The 17296-nt window shown below is 68.4% G+C and carries 16 protein-coding genes; 8 read left to right on the top strand and 8 right to left on the bottom strand.

Annotation, left to right across the window (positions count from 1 at the left end):
* Positions 1 to 54 precede the first annotated feature (54 nt).
* Positions 55 to 1683, bottom strand: coding sequence for a glucose-6-phosphate isomerase (pgi, locus tag ABDW59_RS10160; RefSeq protein WP_343629614.1), 1629 nt, complete (start codon positions 1681 to 1683; stop codon positions 55 to 57).
* The gene (gene tal, locus ABDW59_RS10155; RefSeq protein ID WP_343629613.1) at positions 1680 to 2630 is read right to left on the bottom strand and encodes a transaldolase; all 951 of its coding nucleotides are present in this window, start codon (positions 2628 to 2630) and stop codon (positions 1680 to 1682) included. Before tal ends, pgi begins: the two co-directional genes overlap by 4 nt.
* A gap of 233 nt (positions 2631 to 2863) precedes the next feature.
* Here tal and zwf point away from each other — a divergent pair, with 233 nt between their 5' ends.
* Complete coding sequence (gene zwf / locus ABDW59_RS10150) at positions 2864 to 4309, top strand: glucose-6-phosphate dehydrogenase (RefSeq protein WP_343629612.1); 1446 nt, start codon at positions 2864 to 2866, stop codon at positions 4307 to 4309.
* Positions 4310 to 4319: 10 nt separating this feature from the next.
* On the top strand, positions 4320 to 5180 hold the full coding sequence (locus ABDW59_RS10145) for a MurR/RpiR family transcriptional regulator (RefSeq protein ID WP_343629671.1): 861 nt from the start codon (positions 4320 to 4322) through the stop codon (positions 5178 to 5180).
* Between the two features lie 118 nt (positions 5181 to 5298).
* Here ABDW59_RS10145 and ABDW59_RS10140 read toward each other — a convergent pair whose 3' ends face one another.
* From ABDW59_RS10140 to ABDW59_RS10115, 6 genes are all read right to left on the bottom strand, one after another.
* Positions 5299 to 5613 carry an STAS domain-containing protein gene (locus ABDW59_RS10140; protein ID WP_343629611.1) on the bottom strand — a complete coding sequence of 105 codons (315 nt, stop codon included), beginning with the start codon at positions 5611 to 5613 and terminating at the stop codon, positions 5299 to 5301.
* 8 nt (positions 5614 to 5621) lie between these two features.
* Positions 5622 to 6266, bottom strand: coding sequence for an ABC transporter substrate-binding protein (locus tag ABDW59_RS10135; RefSeq protein ID WP_343629610.1), 645 nt, complete (start codon positions 6264 to 6266; stop codon positions 5622 to 5624).
* Between the two features lie 111 nt (positions 6267 to 6377).
* Positions 6378 to 7532 (bottom strand): VacJ family lipoprotein, encoded by a 1155-nt coding sequence (locus ABDW59_RS10130; protein WP_343629609.1) that lies wholly within the window; start codon positions 7530 to 7532, stop codon positions 6378 to 6380.
* Entirely contained in the window at positions 7532 to 8017 is a 486-nt protein-coding gene (gene mlaD, locus ABDW59_RS10125; protein WP_343629608.1) for an outer membrane lipid asymmetry maintenance protein MlaD, read from the bottom strand. The genes ABDW59_RS10130 and mlaD overlap by 1 nt, the downstream gene beginning before the upstream one ends.
* Before the next feature lie 74 nt (positions 8018 to 8091).
* The gene (mlaE, locus tag ABDW59_RS10120) at positions 8092 to 8871 is read right to left on the bottom strand and encodes a lipid asymmetry maintenance ABC transporter permease subunit MlaE (RefSeq protein WP_343629607.1); all 780 of its coding nucleotides are present in this window, start codon (positions 8869 to 8871) and stop codon (positions 8092 to 8094) included.
* Positions 8868 to 9710 (bottom strand): ABC transporter ATP-binding protein, encoded by an 843-nt coding sequence (locus ABDW59_RS10115; RefSeq protein WP_343629606.1) that lies wholly within the window; start codon positions 9708 to 9710, stop codon positions 8868 to 8870. Before ABDW59_RS10115 ends, mlaE begins: the two co-directional genes overlap by 4 nt.
* Before the next feature lie 251 nt (positions 9711 to 9961).
* On the opposite strand from ABDW59_RS10115, the gene ABDW59_RS10110 reads away from it, so the two are divergent.
* Genes ABDW59_RS10110 through ABDW59_RS10085 form a run of 6 tightly spaced genes read left to right on the top strand, consistent with a single transcriptional unit; the run spans position 9962 to position 17222 of the window.
* Positions 9962 to 10423, top strand: coding sequence for a type IV pilin protein (locus tag ABDW59_RS10110; protein ID WP_343629605.1), 462 nt, complete (start codon positions 9962 to 9964; stop codon positions 10421 to 10423).
* Positions 10417 to 11082, top strand: a complete 666-nt coding sequence (locus tag ABDW59_RS10105) for a GspH/FimT family pseudopilin (protein ID WP_343629604.1) — start codon at positions 10417 to 10419, stop codon at positions 11080 to 11082. The genes ABDW59_RS10110 and ABDW59_RS10105 overlap by 7 nt, the downstream gene beginning before the upstream one ends.
* Before the next feature lie 7 nt (positions 11083 to 11089).
* On the top strand, positions 11090 to 11518 hold the full coding sequence (gene pilV, locus ABDW59_RS10100) for a type IV pilus modification protein PilV (RefSeq protein ID WP_343629603.1): 429 nt from the start codon (positions 11090 to 11092) through the stop codon (positions 11516 to 11518).
* A gap of 2 nt (positions 11519 to 11520) precedes the next feature.
* Positions 11521 to 12699: a PilW family protein gene (locus ABDW59_RS10095; RefSeq protein WP_343629602.1), complete on the top strand. Its 1179-nt coding sequence runs from the start codon at positions 11521 to 11523 to the stop codon at positions 12697 to 12699.
* Positions 12700 to 12716: 17 nt separating this feature from the next.
* Positions 12717 to 13334 (top strand): hypothetical protein, encoded by a 618-nt coding sequence (locus tag ABDW59_RS10090; protein ID WP_343629601.1) that lies wholly within the window; start codon positions 12717 to 12719, stop codon positions 13332 to 13334.
* Between the two features lie 12 nt (positions 13335 to 13346).
* A complete protein-coding gene (locus tag ABDW59_RS10085; RefSeq protein ID WP_343629600.1) occupies positions 13347 to 17222 on the top strand; it encodes a PilC/PilY family type IV pilus protein in 3876 nt (1291 codons plus the stop codon).
* The last annotated feature ends 74 nt before the right edge of the window (positions 17223 to 17296 follow it).

Genomic DNA, 17296 nt, shown 5'->3' with positions numbered 1-17296 from the left:
TCGATGAAATCGGGAACGGGAACGGGAACGGGAACGGGGCAGCCAGGCAACGAATCAGCCGCGGAGCTTGTTCAGCAGACCGGCGGTGGAGCCGTCCAGGCCCGCGGTGTCGCCGCTGGTCAGACGCGGCAGCAGGCCGTTGCACAGCGCCTTGCCCAGCTCCACGCCCCACTGGTCGAAGCTGTTGATGTTCCACACCGCGCCGCTGACGAAGACGCGGTGCTCGTACAGCGCGATCAAGGCGCCCAGCGCGGACGGCGTCAGCGCGTTCAGCACCAGCGTCGTGCTGGGCCGGTTGCCGCTGAAGCTGCGATGGCGCGACAAGACGTCCGGGTCGAGCTCCTTGGACGCCGTCGGCGCGAACTCGGCGCGCGCGACCTCGGCCGTCTTGCCCTGCATCAGCGCCTGCGATTGCGCCAGGCAGTTGGCCAGCAGCTTGACGTGCTGGTCCTCCAAACGATCCAGCAACTCGCCGCTCACATGGGCGCCGAAGTTGGGCGTCTTCACCGCGATGAACTCGACCGGGATGACGTCCGTGCCCTGGTGCAGCATCTGGAAGTAGGCGTGCTGACCGTTGGTGCCGGCCTCGCCCCAGACGACCGGGCTGGTCGAGTAGCTCAGCGGATCGCCCTGACGATCGACGCCCTTGCCGTTGCTCTCCATCTCCAGCTGCTGCAGGTAGGCGGGCAGCCGGCGCAGGCCCTGGTGGTAGGGGGCCACCGAGCGGCTCGTGAAGCCGTGGAAGTTGCGATACCAGACGTCCAGCAAGCCCAGCAGCACGGGGAGGTTCTGATCCAGCGGCTCCTCACGGAAATGCTGGTCCATCGCATGCGCGCCGGCCAGCAGCGCGCGGAAGTGCTCCGAGCCCACGGCGATCGCGATCGGCAGGCCGATCACCGACCACAGCGAGTAGCGCCCGCCCACCCAGTCCCAGAAGCCGAAGGTCGTGTCGATGCCGAAATCGGCCGCCGCCTTGGCGTTGCTGGTCGTGGCGGCGAAGTGCTTCGCCACGTCGGTGCCGCCGGCGGCCAGGAACCAGGCGCGCGCGGCCATCGCATTGGCCAGCGTCTCCTGCGTGGTGAAGGTCTTGGACGCGATGATGAACTGCGTGGTCGCCGGGTCCAGTCCGCGCAGCACCGGGGCCAGGTCATGCCCGTCCACGTTGGAGACGAAGTGCAGGCGCAGGCCGGCCGGCACATACGACTGCAAGGCCTGCACGACCATCGCCGGGCCCAGGTCCGAGCCGCCGATGCCGATGTGCACGACGTCGGTGATACCGCTCTTGGCCTGATCGCGCACGCCGTCGGCGAACGCGAGCATGCGCGTCAGCGAGGCCTGCACCTCGTCGCTGAAGGGCCCCTGCCCCGCCGGCGCGCGCAGCGCCGTGTGCAGCACCGCGCGGCCTTCGGTCGCGTTGATGGGCTCGCCCTTGAAGAGCGCCTCGCGCTGCTCCGTCAGCTTCACGTCCCGGGCCAGCGCCAGCAGCAGTTCCAGTGTCTCGGCGTCGATGCGGTTCTTCGACAGATCCGCGAAGACTTCCGGGGCCTGCAGCGACCAGGCCGCGAAGCGGCCCTCATCGGCGGCAAAGGCCTGGCGCACATCAAATGTGCGGCCCGATTGCTGGAAATGGGATTGCAGGGCCGCCCAGGTCGGGCTGCGGTCGCAACGCGGGAACTCGGTCATCGCAGGCTTTCGATCATCTGGTCCAGCTTGCCGGCGTCGACGGCAAACAGGCGGATGCCTTCGGCCAGCTTCTCGGTGGCCATGGCGTCCTGGTTGAGGGCGAAGCGGAAGGCCGCCTCGTTGAAGGAGACCTTGGGCAGATCCTGTGCCTTGGCGGCGTCGGCGTCGAGCACGCGCGTCAGCGGCGTCTCGTCGGCCTGCAGCTGGGCCAGCAGGTCGGGGCTGATGGTCAGCAGGTCGCAGCCGGCCAGCGCCCGGATCTGGCCCACGTTGCGGAAGCTGGCGCCCATGACCTCGGTCTTGATGCCGTGCTTCTTGAAGTAGTTGTAGATCGCGGCGACCGACTTGACGCCCGGATCGTTGACCCCGGCGCTGGCGGCCTCGTCCCAGTTCGCGCCGGCGGACTTCTTGTACCAGTCGTAGATGCGGCCGACGAAGGGAGAGATCAGCTGGATGCCGTTCTCGCCGCAGGCCACGGCCTGGCAGAAGGAGAACAGCAGCGTCAGATTCGTGTGGATGCCTTCGGCTTCCAGCTCGCGCGCGGCCTGGATGCCTTCCCAGGTCGAGGCGATCTTGATCAGCACGCGGTCGCGGCCGATGCCGGCGGCTTCGTACAGGCCGATCAGGCGGCGCGCGCGGGCCAGCGTGGCCACGGTGTCGAAGCTCAGGCGCGCGTCGACCTCGGTCGAGACGCGGCCCGGCACCACCTTCAGGATCTCCAGGCCGAAGGCCACCAGCACCTTGTCGACGATCAGATCCAGCGTATCGGTCTTGTGCGCGGAGACGGTGTCTTCCAGCAGGTGGGCGTAATCCGGGGACTGCACCGCCTTCAGGATCAGCGACGGGTTGGTCGTCGCATCGCGCGGGGTGAACTGCGCGAGCTGCTTGAAGTTGCCGGTGTCGGCGACGACGGTGGTGAAGGCCTTGAGTTGTTCGAGCTGGTTCATGTGCGATGGCGCCCGCAGGCGGTCGGTGGACGGTGGAATCGGCTTTGCCCCGCAAGCGGCGCGGGGGAAACCCCGTATTAGAACCGCTGGGCCGCCGCCCCTTCCGGCATGCCCCCCGGCACGTTGACCGTCTCAAGAAACTGGGGCATCATAATTCCGGTAACTTCGTTACATCAAGACATCGTCTCCCTCTCTTTAGAAACTGTCCGTTCCCTCGCCGGAACGTAGCGCCCATGTCCTTTGATCTCGTCTTCTTTGGTGGCACCGGTGATCTGACCTGGAGAAAGCTGATGCCAGCGCTCTTCCAGGCCTTCCGCCACGGCAAGTTGCCCGAGGGTGGCCGCATTCTGGCCGTCGCTCGTGACGAGCAGACGGACGAGCGCTATCGCGAATGGCTCAAGGAGCGCTTCCAGGAAGTCGAGGCCGGCAAGCGCCCCAACGAGGAGGAGTTCGCCCGCTTCTCCGAGCTGGTGCATTACCGCCGCATGGACCTGTCCCAACCCGAGCATTACGGCAAGCTCAAGGAATGGCTGGGCGAGCGCAACGCCGACACCGTCGTGCTGTACCTGGCCACCAGCCCGCATCTGTTCACGCAGATCTGCCAGCAGCTGGGCGCCGCCGGCCTGAACGGCCCCAAGGTGCGCGTGGTGCTGGAGAAGCCGCTGGGCCATGACCTGGCCAGCGCGCAGGAGATCAACAAGGTGGTGCGCTCGGTCTTCAACGAGACACAAGCCTTCCGCATCGACCATTACCTGGGCAAGCCCTCGGTGCAGAACCTGATGGCGCTGCGCTTCGGCAACGCGCTGTTCGAGCCGCTGTGGCGCCGCGAGAGCATCGCCAACATCCAGATCACGCTGGCCGAAGGCCTGGGCGTGGGCACCCGCGGTCCGTTCTACGACAGCACCGGCGCCCTGCGCGACATGATCCAGAACCATGCGCTGCAGTTGCTGACGATGATCGCGATGGAAGCACCCTCGAGCAACGACGCGGACGCGATCCGCGACGAGAAGCTCAAGGTGCTGCGCGCGCTCAAGCCCTTCACCGCCGAGAGCGTCGCCCGCGACGTGGTGCGCGGCCAGTACCGCGCCGGCAGCGTCGACGGCAAACCGGTGCCCGCCTACCTGGACGAGGGCAAGATCCCGCCGGAGAGCCACACCGAAACCTTCGTCGCGCTCAAGACCGAGATCCAGAACTGGCGCTGGGCGGGCGTGCCCTTCTATCTGCGCACCGGCAAGCGCCTGGCGGCGCGCGACGCGCAGATCGTCATCAACTTCCGCCCGGTGCCGCATCCCATCTTCCCGGGCAGCAGCTGCCCCAACCGGCTCATCATCAAGCTGCAACCCGAGGACGGGCTGGAGCTGCAGCTGATGGCCAACAAGGGCGGCTCCAGCACCGAGGCGCTGAGCCCGGTCTCGCTGGACCTGGACTTCGACAAGGCCTTCGCCCACACGCGGGTCGGCGCCTACGAGCGTCTGCTGCTCGATGCGATCGCCGGCCGCCTGAATCTGTTCGTGCGCAGCGACGAGCAGGAACAGGCTTGGAAGTGGGTCGAGCCCATCCTGAACTTCTGGAAGCAGGACAGCACCGGCCCGCGCACCTACGTCGCCGGCAGCTGGGGCCCGCCGGCCGCCAGCGCGCTGATCGCGCGCGACGGTCACTCCTGGATCGAAGAGTGCTGACCCGATGAGCATGCTCGAACGCATCAAGGCCGCGCTGCCCGCGCTGCCGCCCGCCGAGCAGCGGGTCGCCAAGCTGCTGCTGTCGGATCCGCGCTCCTTCGCGAACCTGCCGGTGAGCGAGCTGGCCGACCGTTCCCACGTCAGCAAGCCGACGGTGGTGCGTTTCTGCCGCAGCGTCGGCTACGACGGGTTGGCGGACTTCAAACTCAAGCTGGCCGGCAGCGTGAATGAGGGCGTCCCCTTCGTCCACCGGGCGGTGGACGAGGACGACAAGCCTGGCGACCTGATCGTCAAGGTGGTGGACAACGCCGTCGCGGCGCTGCTCCATTACCGCAACGACGCGGCCAGCCATGCCTTCGAGCGCGCCATCACGGCGCTGTCGGAAGCGGCCCGCCAGCATCGGCGCATCGAGTTCTACGGGGTCGGCAACTCCGGCATCGTGGCGCAGGACGCGCAGCACAAGTTCTTCAGGCTGGGCGTGAACACCTTCGCCTGCAGCGACGGCCATGTGCAGCTCATGAGCGCGACCATGCTGGACAGCGGCGATTGCGCGGTGATCATCTCCAACTCGGGCCGCAGCCGCGACCTGATGGACGCCGCCGAGATCGCCCGCAAGAAGGGCGCGACAACCATCATCATCACCGCCAGCGGATCCCCGCTGGCGCAGATGGGGCAGCTGCCGGGTCAGGTCTTGCTGGCCGTCGACCACCCCGAGGACTACGACCGCTACAGCCCCATGGTGTCACGGTTGCTGCACCTGATCGTGGTGGACGTGCTGACCACCGGCGTCGCGCTGCGCCTGGGCGAGAACCTGCGGCCGATGCTGCAGGAGATCAAGCGCAATCTGCGAACCAAGCGCTACGCGCAGTAGACAGGCAGCGGGCTCGCAGCGGGCTCGCGTCAAGCAGGCCGAGGCCGTGTCGGTCTCGCCAAATGGAATCGGGCCGCGAATGCGGCCCGATGTCATTGGGTCGGTGAAGCGCGGGCGATCAGGCGGCCTGCGCCGGCGCCGCGGCCTCGCTCCAGAACAGATGATCCAGACCGTAGACGCGGGCCAGCTCGCGCAGCTCGCGCGGGGCCTGATGCAGCGTGAGCTGCCAGCCGTCCTGACCGCACAGGCGCAGCGCGCTGAGCAGCAGGCTGAGCGCGGCGGAGTCGAAGTCGTTCAGGCCGCTCGCGTCCAAGCTCACCGAGCGGCCGGCGGCGTTGCCCACCTGCGCCGACTCGGCGCGCAGCGCGCCTTCCAGCTTCGCCCATTCCTGCGGCACGTTGTCCATGCGCAGCCGCGCCGGCAACTTCAGCATCGCCTGCCTCAACCCTTCTTGGCGCCGGAGGCAGCCGGCGCCGGACGGGCGTTGCGCTCGGCCAGCGACTTGATCAGGCCGTCGATGCCCTTGGCGTTGATCTCCTGCGCGAAGCTGTTCTTGTACTGGTCGGCCAGCCAGATGCCCAGCACATTCACGTCGTAGATCTTCCAGCCGGCGTCGGTCTTCTCGACGCGGTAATCCAGCTGGATGGGGTCGCCCTTGCCGCGAATCTCGGTGCGCACGATCACCTCGGTGTCCTCAGGGGAGGCGCGCATGGGCTTCATCGCGATGGTCTGATCCTTCACCTGCGTCAGCGCGCCGGCATAGGTGCGCACCAGCAGGGTCTTGAACTCGTCCTGCAGACGCTGCTTCTGCTCCGGCGTGGCCTGGCGCCAGAAGCGGCCGACCGCCGTGGCGGTGATGCGCTGGAAGTCCACATGCGGCATGACCTTCTCGTTGACCAGCGCCATGACCTTGTTGGTGTCGCCGCCCTGGATGGCCTTGTCGCTCTTGACCGCGTCCAGGGTCTCGATCGAGAGCTGGCGGATCAGTTGGTCCGGGGCCGAGCTGTCGGCCGCGAAGGAGGCCATCGGGCCCAGCGCGGCGATCGACACGACCAGGCGCAGCATCAGACGTTTGGTGGAGTTCATGCTTGTCCTTTCTAGCTTCATGACACGGCAAGACCTCTGCGCAACGCGCGGTGGGTCTGGCCGGTTCACCGGCGGCGACCTGGAGTCGTCACCAGTTGTTGACCCGGCGTCTCAGCGGTCGCCTTGCGGATTGACCGGCTTCTCGTCGGGGGTGATGACTTCGTAGTCATCGTCTTCTTCCTGCTCCTTGTGCGTCTTGATGTTGCGACGCTGGAGATAGGCATCCCGGATGAAGGTGTACTTGTCGAGCGCGATGCCGTCGAGCATGTCCGTCACGCGCAGCAGGTTGGCGCGGGTGTTGATCAGCTGCAGCGCGGTGATGCCGACCTTGTACTCGCCGTCGTCGAAGATGTACGCGGGCGAGAAGTACGCATTGGCGGGCAAGGTCACCGAGTCGCGCAGCGAGGACGGGCCCAGGATCGGCCAGACGATGTACGGGCCGGTCTTCACGCCCCAGTAGCCCAGGGTGCGGCCCAGGTCCTCGGACTGCTTCTCCAAGCCGGCGGGCGTGGAGATGTCGATCAGGCCGGCGAGGCCGAACACCGAGTTGACCGCCACGCGCATGGTCTGCGTCGCGCCGTTCTTGAAGCGGCCCTGCAGGAACAGGTTGACCGCCGACCAGGCGTCCGAGAAGTTGCCGAAGAAGTTGTCCACGGCCTGACGCGCGGGCTGCGGCACGAGGTCCGAGTAGGCCGTCGCGACGGGGCGCAGCACGTTCTCGTCGAGCTTCTCGTTGAAGTTGAAGACCTTGCGGTTCCAGCCTTCCCAGGGGTCGAGCTTGTTGCGCACGCGCGGGCCGGCCGCGGGCGCGTCCGAGGCGGGCGCGGCGGCGGCTTGCGCGGCCTGGCCGGCCTGCCCCGCGGCGGCGGGCTCGGTGCTGGCGCCCGAGGCGGCCGTCGCCGGCGGCGCGGCCTGGTCGGTGGAGGCATCGGCTTCAGCAGCGCTGGCGGCGCCGTCAGCCTTCTCGGTCTTCTCGGCCTTCTCGGTCTTCTCCGCCTTGTCGGCGCCCTCGGCCTTCGATGCGTCCGCGGCCTGCGCCGATGACGTCTCGACGGCCTGGGCCGCTTCGAACGGCGCGGTGGTCGCCACTGGCGTGGCCGGCGCGTTCAACGTGGAGAACGCCGTCAGCGAGACCAGCGGTGCCAGGCCTTGCGCCGGCGACGTCTCGGCCTGCTGCGCCAGCGCGGGCGTGGCGAACAGCGCGGCGCTCAGCAGCACCGCGAGGTCCGTCCGGACGGGGATCCGGATCGGGGCTTGCTTGGTCATCATTTCTCTCCCGAGGCCGGTGCCGCGGAGGCATCGGCCGCCTTGTTATAGAGGAACTGGCCGATCAGGTTCTCCAGCACCACCGCCGACTGCGTCTGCGTGATGATGTCGCCCGAGGCGAGGTTCTTTTCCGCCGCGCCCGGTTCCAGTCCGATGTATTGCTCGCCCAGCAGGCCGGACGTGAGGATCTTGGCCGAGCTGTCCTTGGGGAAGGCCACGCCGGCGTTCATCTTCAACGCGACGCGCGCCTGGAAGGACTTGTCGTCGAAGGTGATCGCGCCGACCCGGCCCACCACCACGCCGGCGCTCTTGACCGCGGCGCCCGGCTTCAGGCCGCCGATGTTGTCGAACTTGGCGGTGACGCTGTAGGTGTCCTGGAAGTTCAGCGTGAGCAGGTTGCCGGCCTTCAGGGCCAGGAACAGCAGGGCCGCGCCGCCCAGCAGCACGAAGAACCCGACCCATGCGTCGTAACGAGAGGATTGCATCGGCAACTCCGGATCTGATTTCTAGATTCTTGTTTCTTGGATTCGATGGACTCGATCACCTGGCCGGTCGGGCCTCAGATCGAGAACATCATGGCGGTGAGGATGAAGTCCAGCCCCAGCACCGCCAGCGAAGAGAGCACCACGGTGCGGGTGGTCGCCTCGGACACGCCTTCGGGCGTCGGTCGGCAGGAATATCCCTGAAGCAGCGCCACGAAGCTGACCGTCACCCCGAACACCACGCTCTTGACGACGCCGTTGCCGACGTCCTTGAACACGTCCACGCCCCCTTGCATCTGCGACCAGAACGAGCCCGCATCGATGCCGATCAAGGGGACCGCGACCAGCCAGCCGCCGATGATGCCGATCGCCGAGAACACCGCCGCCAGCAGCGGCATCGCGATCACGCCGGCCCAGAAGCGCGGGGCGAGCACGCGCTGGATCGGGTCCACGGCCATCATCTCCATGGCGCTGAGCTGCTCGCCGGCCTTCATCAGGCCGATCTCGGCGGTCAGAGAAGTCCCCGCGCGACCCGCGAAGAGCAGCGCGGCCACGACCGGGCCGAGCTCGCGCACCAGGCTGAGCGCGACCAGCAGGCCGACGGCCTCGGCCGAGCCGTAGCGCTGCAGCGTGTAATAGCCCTGCAGCGCCAGCACGAAGCCGACGAACAGGCCCGACACGCCGATCAGGGACAGCGAACGGTTGCCGACGAAGAAGATCTGCTCGCGCACGAGTGCGAAGCGGCGCAGGCAGGCGCCCAGGTGCAGCAACAGCGTGCCCAGCAGGCGCGCCGATCCGCCCCAGTCGGACAGCTTCAGACGCAGCCCGCGCCCGATGGATGTCGCCAGGCCGATCATGCGGAGGCCTCCTCGGGCAGGCCGAAGTCCTCGCGCACGGGCTTGGCGGGCTGGTGGAAACGCACCGGGCCGTCGGACTCGGCGTTGACGAATTGGTGGACCAGCGGGTCGCTGCTGTTGCGCAGCTCCTCGGGCGTCCCTTGGGCGACGACGCCGCCGTTGGCGACCATCACCACGTGGTCGGCGATGCCGAAGGTCTCATGGATGTCGTGCGAGACGATGACGCTGGTCAGGCCCAGCGCGTCGTTCAGGTCGCGGATCAGCCGGGCGGTGACGCCCAGCGAGATCGGATCCAGGCCCGCGAAGGGCTCGTCATAGAGCACCAGGTCCGGGTCCAGCGCAATGGCACGGGCCAGCGCGACGCGCCGGGCCATGCCGCCGGAGACCTCGTTGGGCATCAGGTCGCGGGCGCCGCGCAGGCCGACCGCGTTGAGCTTCATCAAGACCAGATCCCGGATCATCGATTCGGACAGCTGCGTGTGCTCGCGCAGCGGGAAGGCGACGTTCTCGAACACGCTCAGATCGGTGAACAGCGCGCCGAACTGGAACAGCATGCCCATGCGGCGACGCTGCTGGTAGAGCTCGGTCTGGTTCATGGGGGCCAGATCCTGGCCATCGAAGAGCACCTGGCCGCGCTGCGGACGCAGTTGGCGGGTCAGCACCCGCAGCAGCGTGGTCTTGCCGCCGCCGGACGACCCGATCAGCGCCATCACCTTGCCCCGCGGCAGCGTCACGTTCACATCCTTGAGGATGACGCGCTCGCCATAGCCGACGGTGACATCCCTGATTTCAATCAGCGGACGCGCCTTGTTAGATGTGTTTGGGTCGGTGAATGCCATTTCCGAGCTGTTGAACCGGGACGGGCCGGGCGGCAGGCGTCCGGGACCCGGGATCATAGGGTAAAGCCCGAATTGATGCCGGAGGCCACCTGGGGCGGGATGGCGATTCGCGACAGTCTCATGACACGCCTTGACGGCGTGACGCAGTTCACGCTTCAGACGCCCCGGCGGGATGGGCGGATTCCGACGCACGACGAGCGGACTCGCCTTTGCCGGGCGTCTGCCGATAATTTGTTCATAAGGAGATCTCCATGTTTGGGAACCAATCGTCGCCGGTCCGCCGGACCCTCGCCCGCGGCTTCACGCTGATCGAACTGATGATCGTGGTGGTGATCGTCGCGATCTTGGCCGCCGTGGCCCTGCCGGCCTACCGGGACTACGCGATCCGCGGCTCCCTGACCGACGCGGCCGCCGGCCTGACCGGCGCCCGGGCGGACATGGAGGCCTACTTCCAGAACTTCCGGACCTACGCCGCCAGCGGCACCGCCACGCCGCCGTGTTCGACGGCGCAGACGGTGGGCAAGTTCAGCATTCAATGCTCGGCCGCCCCTTCGGCCACGGCCTACACGATCCGCGCGACGTCGACCGACAACAACCTCCAAGGCTTCGTCTTCACCATCGACCAGTCGGACAACCGCGTGACGGTGTCGGCGCCCCCCGGCTGGACCGGCGGCAATTGCCCGCGCTGGGTCATGCGCAAGGAACCATGCTGAACGCCGCTCGCCGCGCCGCGCGCGGCTTCACCCTCATCGAGCTGCTGATCGTCGTGGCCATCATCGGTCTGACGACGGCGCTGGCCGCGCCCGCGCTGCGGACCTGGAGCGCCAACGCCCAGGTGCGCAGCTCCGGCAGCAACATCGCCACGGCGCTGCGCACCGCGCAGGCCGAGGCGGTCAAGAGCTTCCAGCCGGTCGCGTTCTATCGCACCAACGCCACCACCTGCGTCGGCACCGAGCCCCCGGTCGCGACCGGCACGCGATGGGTGGTTCGGGTGGTGCCCAACACGGCGATCACGCTGCCGGGCAACGCCATCACCGCGCCGGCGATGTGCGGGGAGATCTCCGAGCAGAGCGCCGCCATCCAGGTCCAGGGCCCCACCGCGGTCTGCTTCAGCCCGAGCGGCCGTCCGGTCGCGCTGACCAACGCCACCCCGCAGTCCGGCGGCACGGCGGCCTGCACCGTGCCGGCCTCGGGCCAGATCGTCTACTGGGTCGACACCACCGCCAGCGTCAACACCGGCAGCCTGAAGCGGCTGTCGGTCTGGGTGCAGCTGGGCGGCAGCGTCCGTCTGTGCGACCGGGAGCGCGTGCTCTCCGACCAGATGCCCGACGGCTGCCCGGCCGCCAACGTCTCCTTCACCCCCGCTTCCTGAGTCCGCCATGCGCAATCCGACCTCCGCCTTCCGCAAGGCCCGGACCGGCCGCCGCCCCGCCGCACGAGGCGCGTCCCGCCGCGCCCGCGGCATGTCGCTGATCGAGGTCCTGGTGGCCATGCTGATCATGACCGTGGGCATCGTCGGTCTGGTCACGCTGATGGCGCGGACCTCGCAGGCCACGGCCGGGACCGAGGACCAGCAGCGCGCCGCCATGCTGGCCGGCGACATGGCCAACGACATGTGGGCCTACACCTCCATCCGGCCGCCCACCTATGCGGCGTGGCAGGCGCGGGTCGCCGACCCGGCGCAGTCCGGCCTGCAGCGCGCGCAGGGCCAGGTGACCTACACCGGCCAGGTGGCCCGCGTGACCATCACCTGGACCACGCCGGGCGGCGCGGCGCGCCAGTACTTCACCGACGTGCGCCTGAACTGATCATGACGAAGACCCCCTCCTCCGCGGCGCGGCGCCGTCAACGCGGCTTCACGCTGGTCGAGCTGCTGATTTCCATGACCATCGGCCTGGTGCTGATCGCCGGCCTGGGCGTGATCATCAACCGCTTCGAGAACAGCAAACGCCGCGGCGCCTCGGCCTCCGACCTCGCGCTGGCCACCGGCTACCTGGCCTACGACCTGGACCGCCAGGTGCGCAGCGCCGGCTCCGGCCTGTACCAGGCCAACAATGCCTTCGGCTGCCAGTTGTTCGCCTCGCTGGGCGGCGCCCAGATCCTGCCGTCCCCGGGCGCGTTCCCGGCCCCGTTCACGTCCGTCAGCACGACCGTCCGCGCCATCCCGGTGCTGGCCTTCCCGGGCGCCGGCGCCGGCGGCTCGGATGTGCTGCAGGTGCTGACCGGCTCCTCGGGCATGAGCGAGTCCCCGTTCCAGGTCAACGGCAACTCGACCACCGCCAACACCATCCAGGTCACCAACTCGATGGGCGTGCGCGGCGGCGACCTGATGCTGCTGACCGAGCCGGGCAATCCGAACTGCATGGTGGTGCAGGCCGCGGCCAACTACGTCGGCGGCCCCTCCCAGATCGTGGACCTGGGCGGCAGTTACTTCTCGAGTTCGATCGGCTCGCTGAGCATGCTGTCCTTCTCGAACGGCAGCCTTCCGGCGGTCCTGTCCAACTTGGGCAATCAGACGGGCAATCCGCCGCGCTTCCAGCTGCTGGGCGTCAACGCCAGCCAGCAACTGGTCGCCTACGACATGCTGCGGCTGAACAACCTGCCCAACGCGCCGACCACGCCGGTCCCGCTGGCGGAAGGCGTCGTGACCATGCGGGTGCGTTACGGCATCGACGGCGGCAGCAACGGGGTGATCACCTCCTGGGTCGTGCCCGAGACGGGCGGCTACACCGCCGCCGCGATGGCCACCAGCCAGACGCTGGTGCGGCAGATCATCGCGGTGCGCGTGGCCCTGCTGCTACGCGCCGACCGCATCGAGCAGACCGTGGCCAACCCCGGCTCCTACGTGCTGTTCTCGTCCTTGCCGCAGTCGTCGCAAGTCACCGTGGCCACGGCCGATCCGAACCGCGCCTACAAGGTGGTGGAGTTCACCATCCCGCTGCGCAACGCGATCCTCACGGCGCAGAGCCGTCCGGCCCTCATCCCCTGACCCGTCGAGCAGGCCCCATGCGTCCCACCCCCACCTCCTCCTCGCGAGCCCGCGTGGCCGCCCGCCAGCGCGGCGTGATCATGGTGATCGCGCTGATCACGCTGGCCGTGCTGCTCATCGGCGCCGCGATCACGATGCGGTCGATGAACGCCACGCTGAGCAGCGTCGGCAATTTCGGCTTCAAGCGCGACATGGCCAATCGGGCCGAGCTGGGCATCCGTGCGGCGACCACCGCGCTGCAAACCGGCGTCCTGTCGGGCAACGGCGCGCGCGACGTCAACAACGCCGCCGCCAATTACAGCGCCTCCATGCTGCCCAGCGACCCCTCGGGCATTCCGCTGGCGATGCTCAACCTGAACAGCCCGTCCGACATCAACGGCCAGGGCAGCGCCGGCAACGAGATCGTCATCGCCAACGAGGGCCTGCGCATCGTCTATCTGATCGACCGCTTCTGCGCCACGGCCGGCGTGTTCTCGCAGGCCAACTGCCTGGTGCAGGGCTCGCTGACCCTGGGCGGATCCAACGGCAAGCCGCTGCTGATCCCGCCGCAGCCGACCTACCGCATCACCGTGCGGGTCTCCGGTCCGCGCAACGCGTACTCCTTCTTCCAGTCCACGTACACGACCCTCAACTGATCGAGGCCACCGATGTCCCACACCTCCCTCAGGCGCCTGGTCGCCGCCGCGGCCTTGCTGGCCGCCGCCGGGGCCCACGCGCAGACCGCGCTGGCCGACAAACCGGTCTTCGCCTCCGTGTCCGTGCCGGGCAACCTCGCGCTGGCGCTGTCGGTGGAGTACCCCACCGCCGTGGGCAACGCCCACATCGCCGGCAGCTACACGCAGAGCGCCACCTACCTGGGCTATTTCGACCCGGACAAGTGCTACGACTACAAGCTGGCCACCACCTCCGGCAGCAAGCCCATCCCCTTCGACCACTTCGCGCCGGGCGCCAAGGCGACCGCGCACGGCTGCGTCGGCAAGTGGAGCGGCAACTTCCTGAACTGGGCCACGATGCAGACCATCGACCCGTTCCGGTGGGCCTTGACCGGCGGCTACCGCGTGGGCGACTACACCTACGCCACCATCATCGAGAAGGCCTATGCGAGCGGCCAGGGCGGCTCCATCTTCCCCGACCGCACCGCCAGCTCCAACGCGACGGTGATCGCCGCGGCCACGCCGATGACCTGGGGCAAGCTGGTGCTGCGCATCCAGGGCCTGGGCGTGAAGATGCGCTTCACCAACAGCGGTGACGTCAGCTCCAGCAACACCATCGCGTACAGCCCCACCAACACGAATCCCGACAGCAGCAAGGTCTATGAGGTCAGCATCCGCGCGCGCGTCTGCGACGACACCCTGAGCACCCCCGGCGACAGCTACCTCGAGGCCAACTGCAAGGCCTACAGCGGCAGCGCCAAGCCCGAGGGCCTGATCCAGCAGTACGCCAAGCAGATCCGCTTCAGCGCGTTCGGCTATCTGAACGACGGCACCTTGAGCCGCGACGGCGGCGTGATGCGCGCGCGCCAGAAATTCGTCGGTCCGGTGCAGCCGGTGCCGGGCGGCACCGACACCACCAATTCGCTGGCCGAGTGGGATGCCACCACCGGCATCATGCTGGTGAACCCGGACGCCGCCGACGCCAGCAGCACCGCCAACATCTTCGGCTCCGGCGTCACCAACAGCGGGGTGATGAACTACCTGAACAAATTCGGGTCGATCTCCAACACCTACAAGACCTTCGACCCGGTGGGCGAGCTCTACTACACGGTGCTGCGCTACTACCGCAACCTGGGCAACGTGGCGGCCTACTCCAATCCGGGCACCAGCAACGCGGCGACCAAGGCGACCTACGCCGACGGCTTCCCGGTGATCACGAGCTGGGACGACCCCATCCAGTACTCGTGCCAGAAGAACTTCGTCCTGGGCATCGGCGACGTCAACACCCACGCGGACCGCAACGTCCCGGGCGGCGGCGGCAGCTCCGAGCCGGCCATGCCGGCCGAGGTCTCCAGCGACACGACGCTCAACGCCACGACCTTCACCAACTACGTCGGCGCCATGGCCGGCCTCAGCGGCCTGGCCGCGCAGTCGCCCTACAACGGCTGCTGCAACAACAACGGCGCGCTGATGGCGGGCATGGCCTACTGGGCCAACTCCACCGACATCCGTCCCGACGTCGACGCCAAGACCGCCGGCATGCAGACCGTGCAGACCTACTGGGTGGACGTGCTGGAGAACCAGGCCTACAAGAACAACAACCAGTACTACTTGGCGACCAAGTACGGCGGCGCGCAGCTGCCGGCGGACTTCAGCCCGCTGAACCGCAGCGCCGACCTGCCCCAGGGCTGGTGGCACACCGGCGATTCCAGCGACGTGGTCGGCAGCCAGTTGCGCCCCGACACCTACTACCCCGCCGGCAAGCCCGACCTGATGGTGAGCGGCCTGACCAAGGCCTTCGCCAGCATCGCGTCGCGGATGAAGGCTTACGCCACCGGCCTGTCGACCGCGGACACCCGCAGCAGCGCCACCGGCGTGGCCAACTTCGCCGCGCAGTTCGACGCCTCGAGCTGGTCCGGCGACGTGGTGGCCCGCACCCTGTCCTTCGACCCGGGCACCGGCGGCACCAGCAGCACGGACGTCTGGCGCTTCGCCGACAAGCTGGCGACGCAGGCGTCGGGCAGCGGCTGGGACACCGGTCGCTACATGGTCACCTACAACACGACCACCAACCTGCCCGTGCCCTTCCGCCTGGCCAGCCTCAGCTCGGCCCAGTCCGCGGCGCTGGACACCAGCTACCGCAGCGGCGGCGACGCGGCCGACTACCTCAACTACCTGCGCGGCGACCGCAGCCAGGAGATGAACTCCACCGTGGCCGGCAGCTCCAAGGCCTACCGCACCCGCGTGGCGCTGGTCGGCGACATCGTGAATGCCAAGCTCGCCGTGGTGGGCCCGCCGTCGCTGGCCCTGTCCGACGCGACCAACCCGGGCTACGGGGCCTACAAGCAGGCCAAGGCCTCCCGCGCGACCGTGGTGGTGGCACCGACCAACGCCGGCGTGGTGCACGTCATCGACGGCACGCTGAACACGGCGACCTCGGGCAAGGAGCTGTTCGCTTACGTGCCCGGCGGCGTCTACGTCGGCCCGACCAACACGCCGGCGGTCAACGGCCTGCAATGGGTCGGCAATCCGGCCTTCGATCACCGCTACCTGGTCGACGGCCCGCTGACCTCGATGGACGTGGACTTCGGCAAGACCGTCGGGGGCAGCGGCACCGACTGGCGTTCCATCGTCGTGGGCGGCATGGGCAAGGGCGGCAAGCGCATCTACGCGCTGGACCTCACCGACCTGACCAACGTGTCCAGCGAGGCGACCGCCGCGACCAAGGTGCTGTGGGAGTTCACCGACACCGACATGGGCTACCAGTACGGCGCGCCGCTGGTGACCAAGCTGGCGCAGTACGGCTGGGTGGTGATCGTGCCCGCGGGCATGAACAACCCGTCGGGCAAGAACCATCTCTACATCCTGAACGCCCGTACCGGCGCGCTGCTGCAGCGCGTGGACACGCCCTCCGGCGTCTCGGCGCAAGCCGACGGCGGCAGCACGTCCTCGCCCAGCGGCATGAGCGCCCTGGCCGCCTACTATCCCGACGTGACCTCGCTGCAGGCGGAATCGGTCTACGCTGGCGACCTGCGCGGCGCCATGTGGCGTTTCGATCTGCGCGCGACCACGGGCGCCTATCCGCTGGGCCTCAAGCTGGCCCAGGCCAACGACCAGGCCGGCACGCCGGAGCCGATCACCACGGCGCCCGTCATCGTCATCCAGCCCGGCTCCAGCCGCCGCTTCGTGGCCTTCGGCACCGGCCGGCTGCTGGACTCCAGCGACCTGAACAACAACCAGGTGCAGCGCATGTACGCGATGGTGGACGGCAACGGCAGCACCTTCAACACGGCCACCGACCTGCCGCCGGGCGTGGGCTTCCCCATCCTGCCCAGCAACCTGAAGCAGCTGACGGACGTATCGGCGCCGGCCGCGATCGACTACACCCAGCTCATGGGCTGGTACCTGCCGGTGGCCAGCGGCTACCGGATCATCATCGACCCGGCCTACTACGGCAGCACGGTGGCCTTCGCCGCGACCCTGCCCAACAACAGCAACCCCTGCAATCCGTCCGGCAGCAGCCTGATCTACGCGCTGAACCTGGGCACCGGCGCCACGCAGTTCGCCAACAACGCGACCTACATCTCGCCGGGCTTCGCGGTCACCGATCTGAAGTTCGTGCGCAGCGACAGCGGCACGGTCACGCTGGCCTTCGGGGGATCCACGGACAGCACGGGTGTGGGATACGGCACCGGCAGCACCCCGCCGACCACCTGCGCGCCCGGCGACACGGCCTGCCTGGCCAGGACCTGCACGTCGGTCGCCGGATCCGCCGGCAACGCCTGCACCCAGAGCGAGGGCTCGACCGGCAACAAGCTGCTGAACTGGCGCGAAGTCCCGCTGCGCACGCCCACGGGCGGCACGCTCTGAGCGAGTGCCTCACCAACGAAAATGCCCGGCAGTCGCCGGGCATTTTTTTCGCGCCTCGCGGCGCGGAGATGAAG

This window comes from Roseateles sp., from assembly GCF_039595295.1.
In the GTDB taxonomy this organism is placed as follows: Bacteria; Pseudomonadota; Gammaproteobacteria; order Burkholderiales; family Burkholderiaceae_C; genus Roseateles.
The sequence above is the reverse complement of the archived record's forward strand: the minus strand, read 5'-3'. Positions and strand labels throughout refer to the sequence as shown.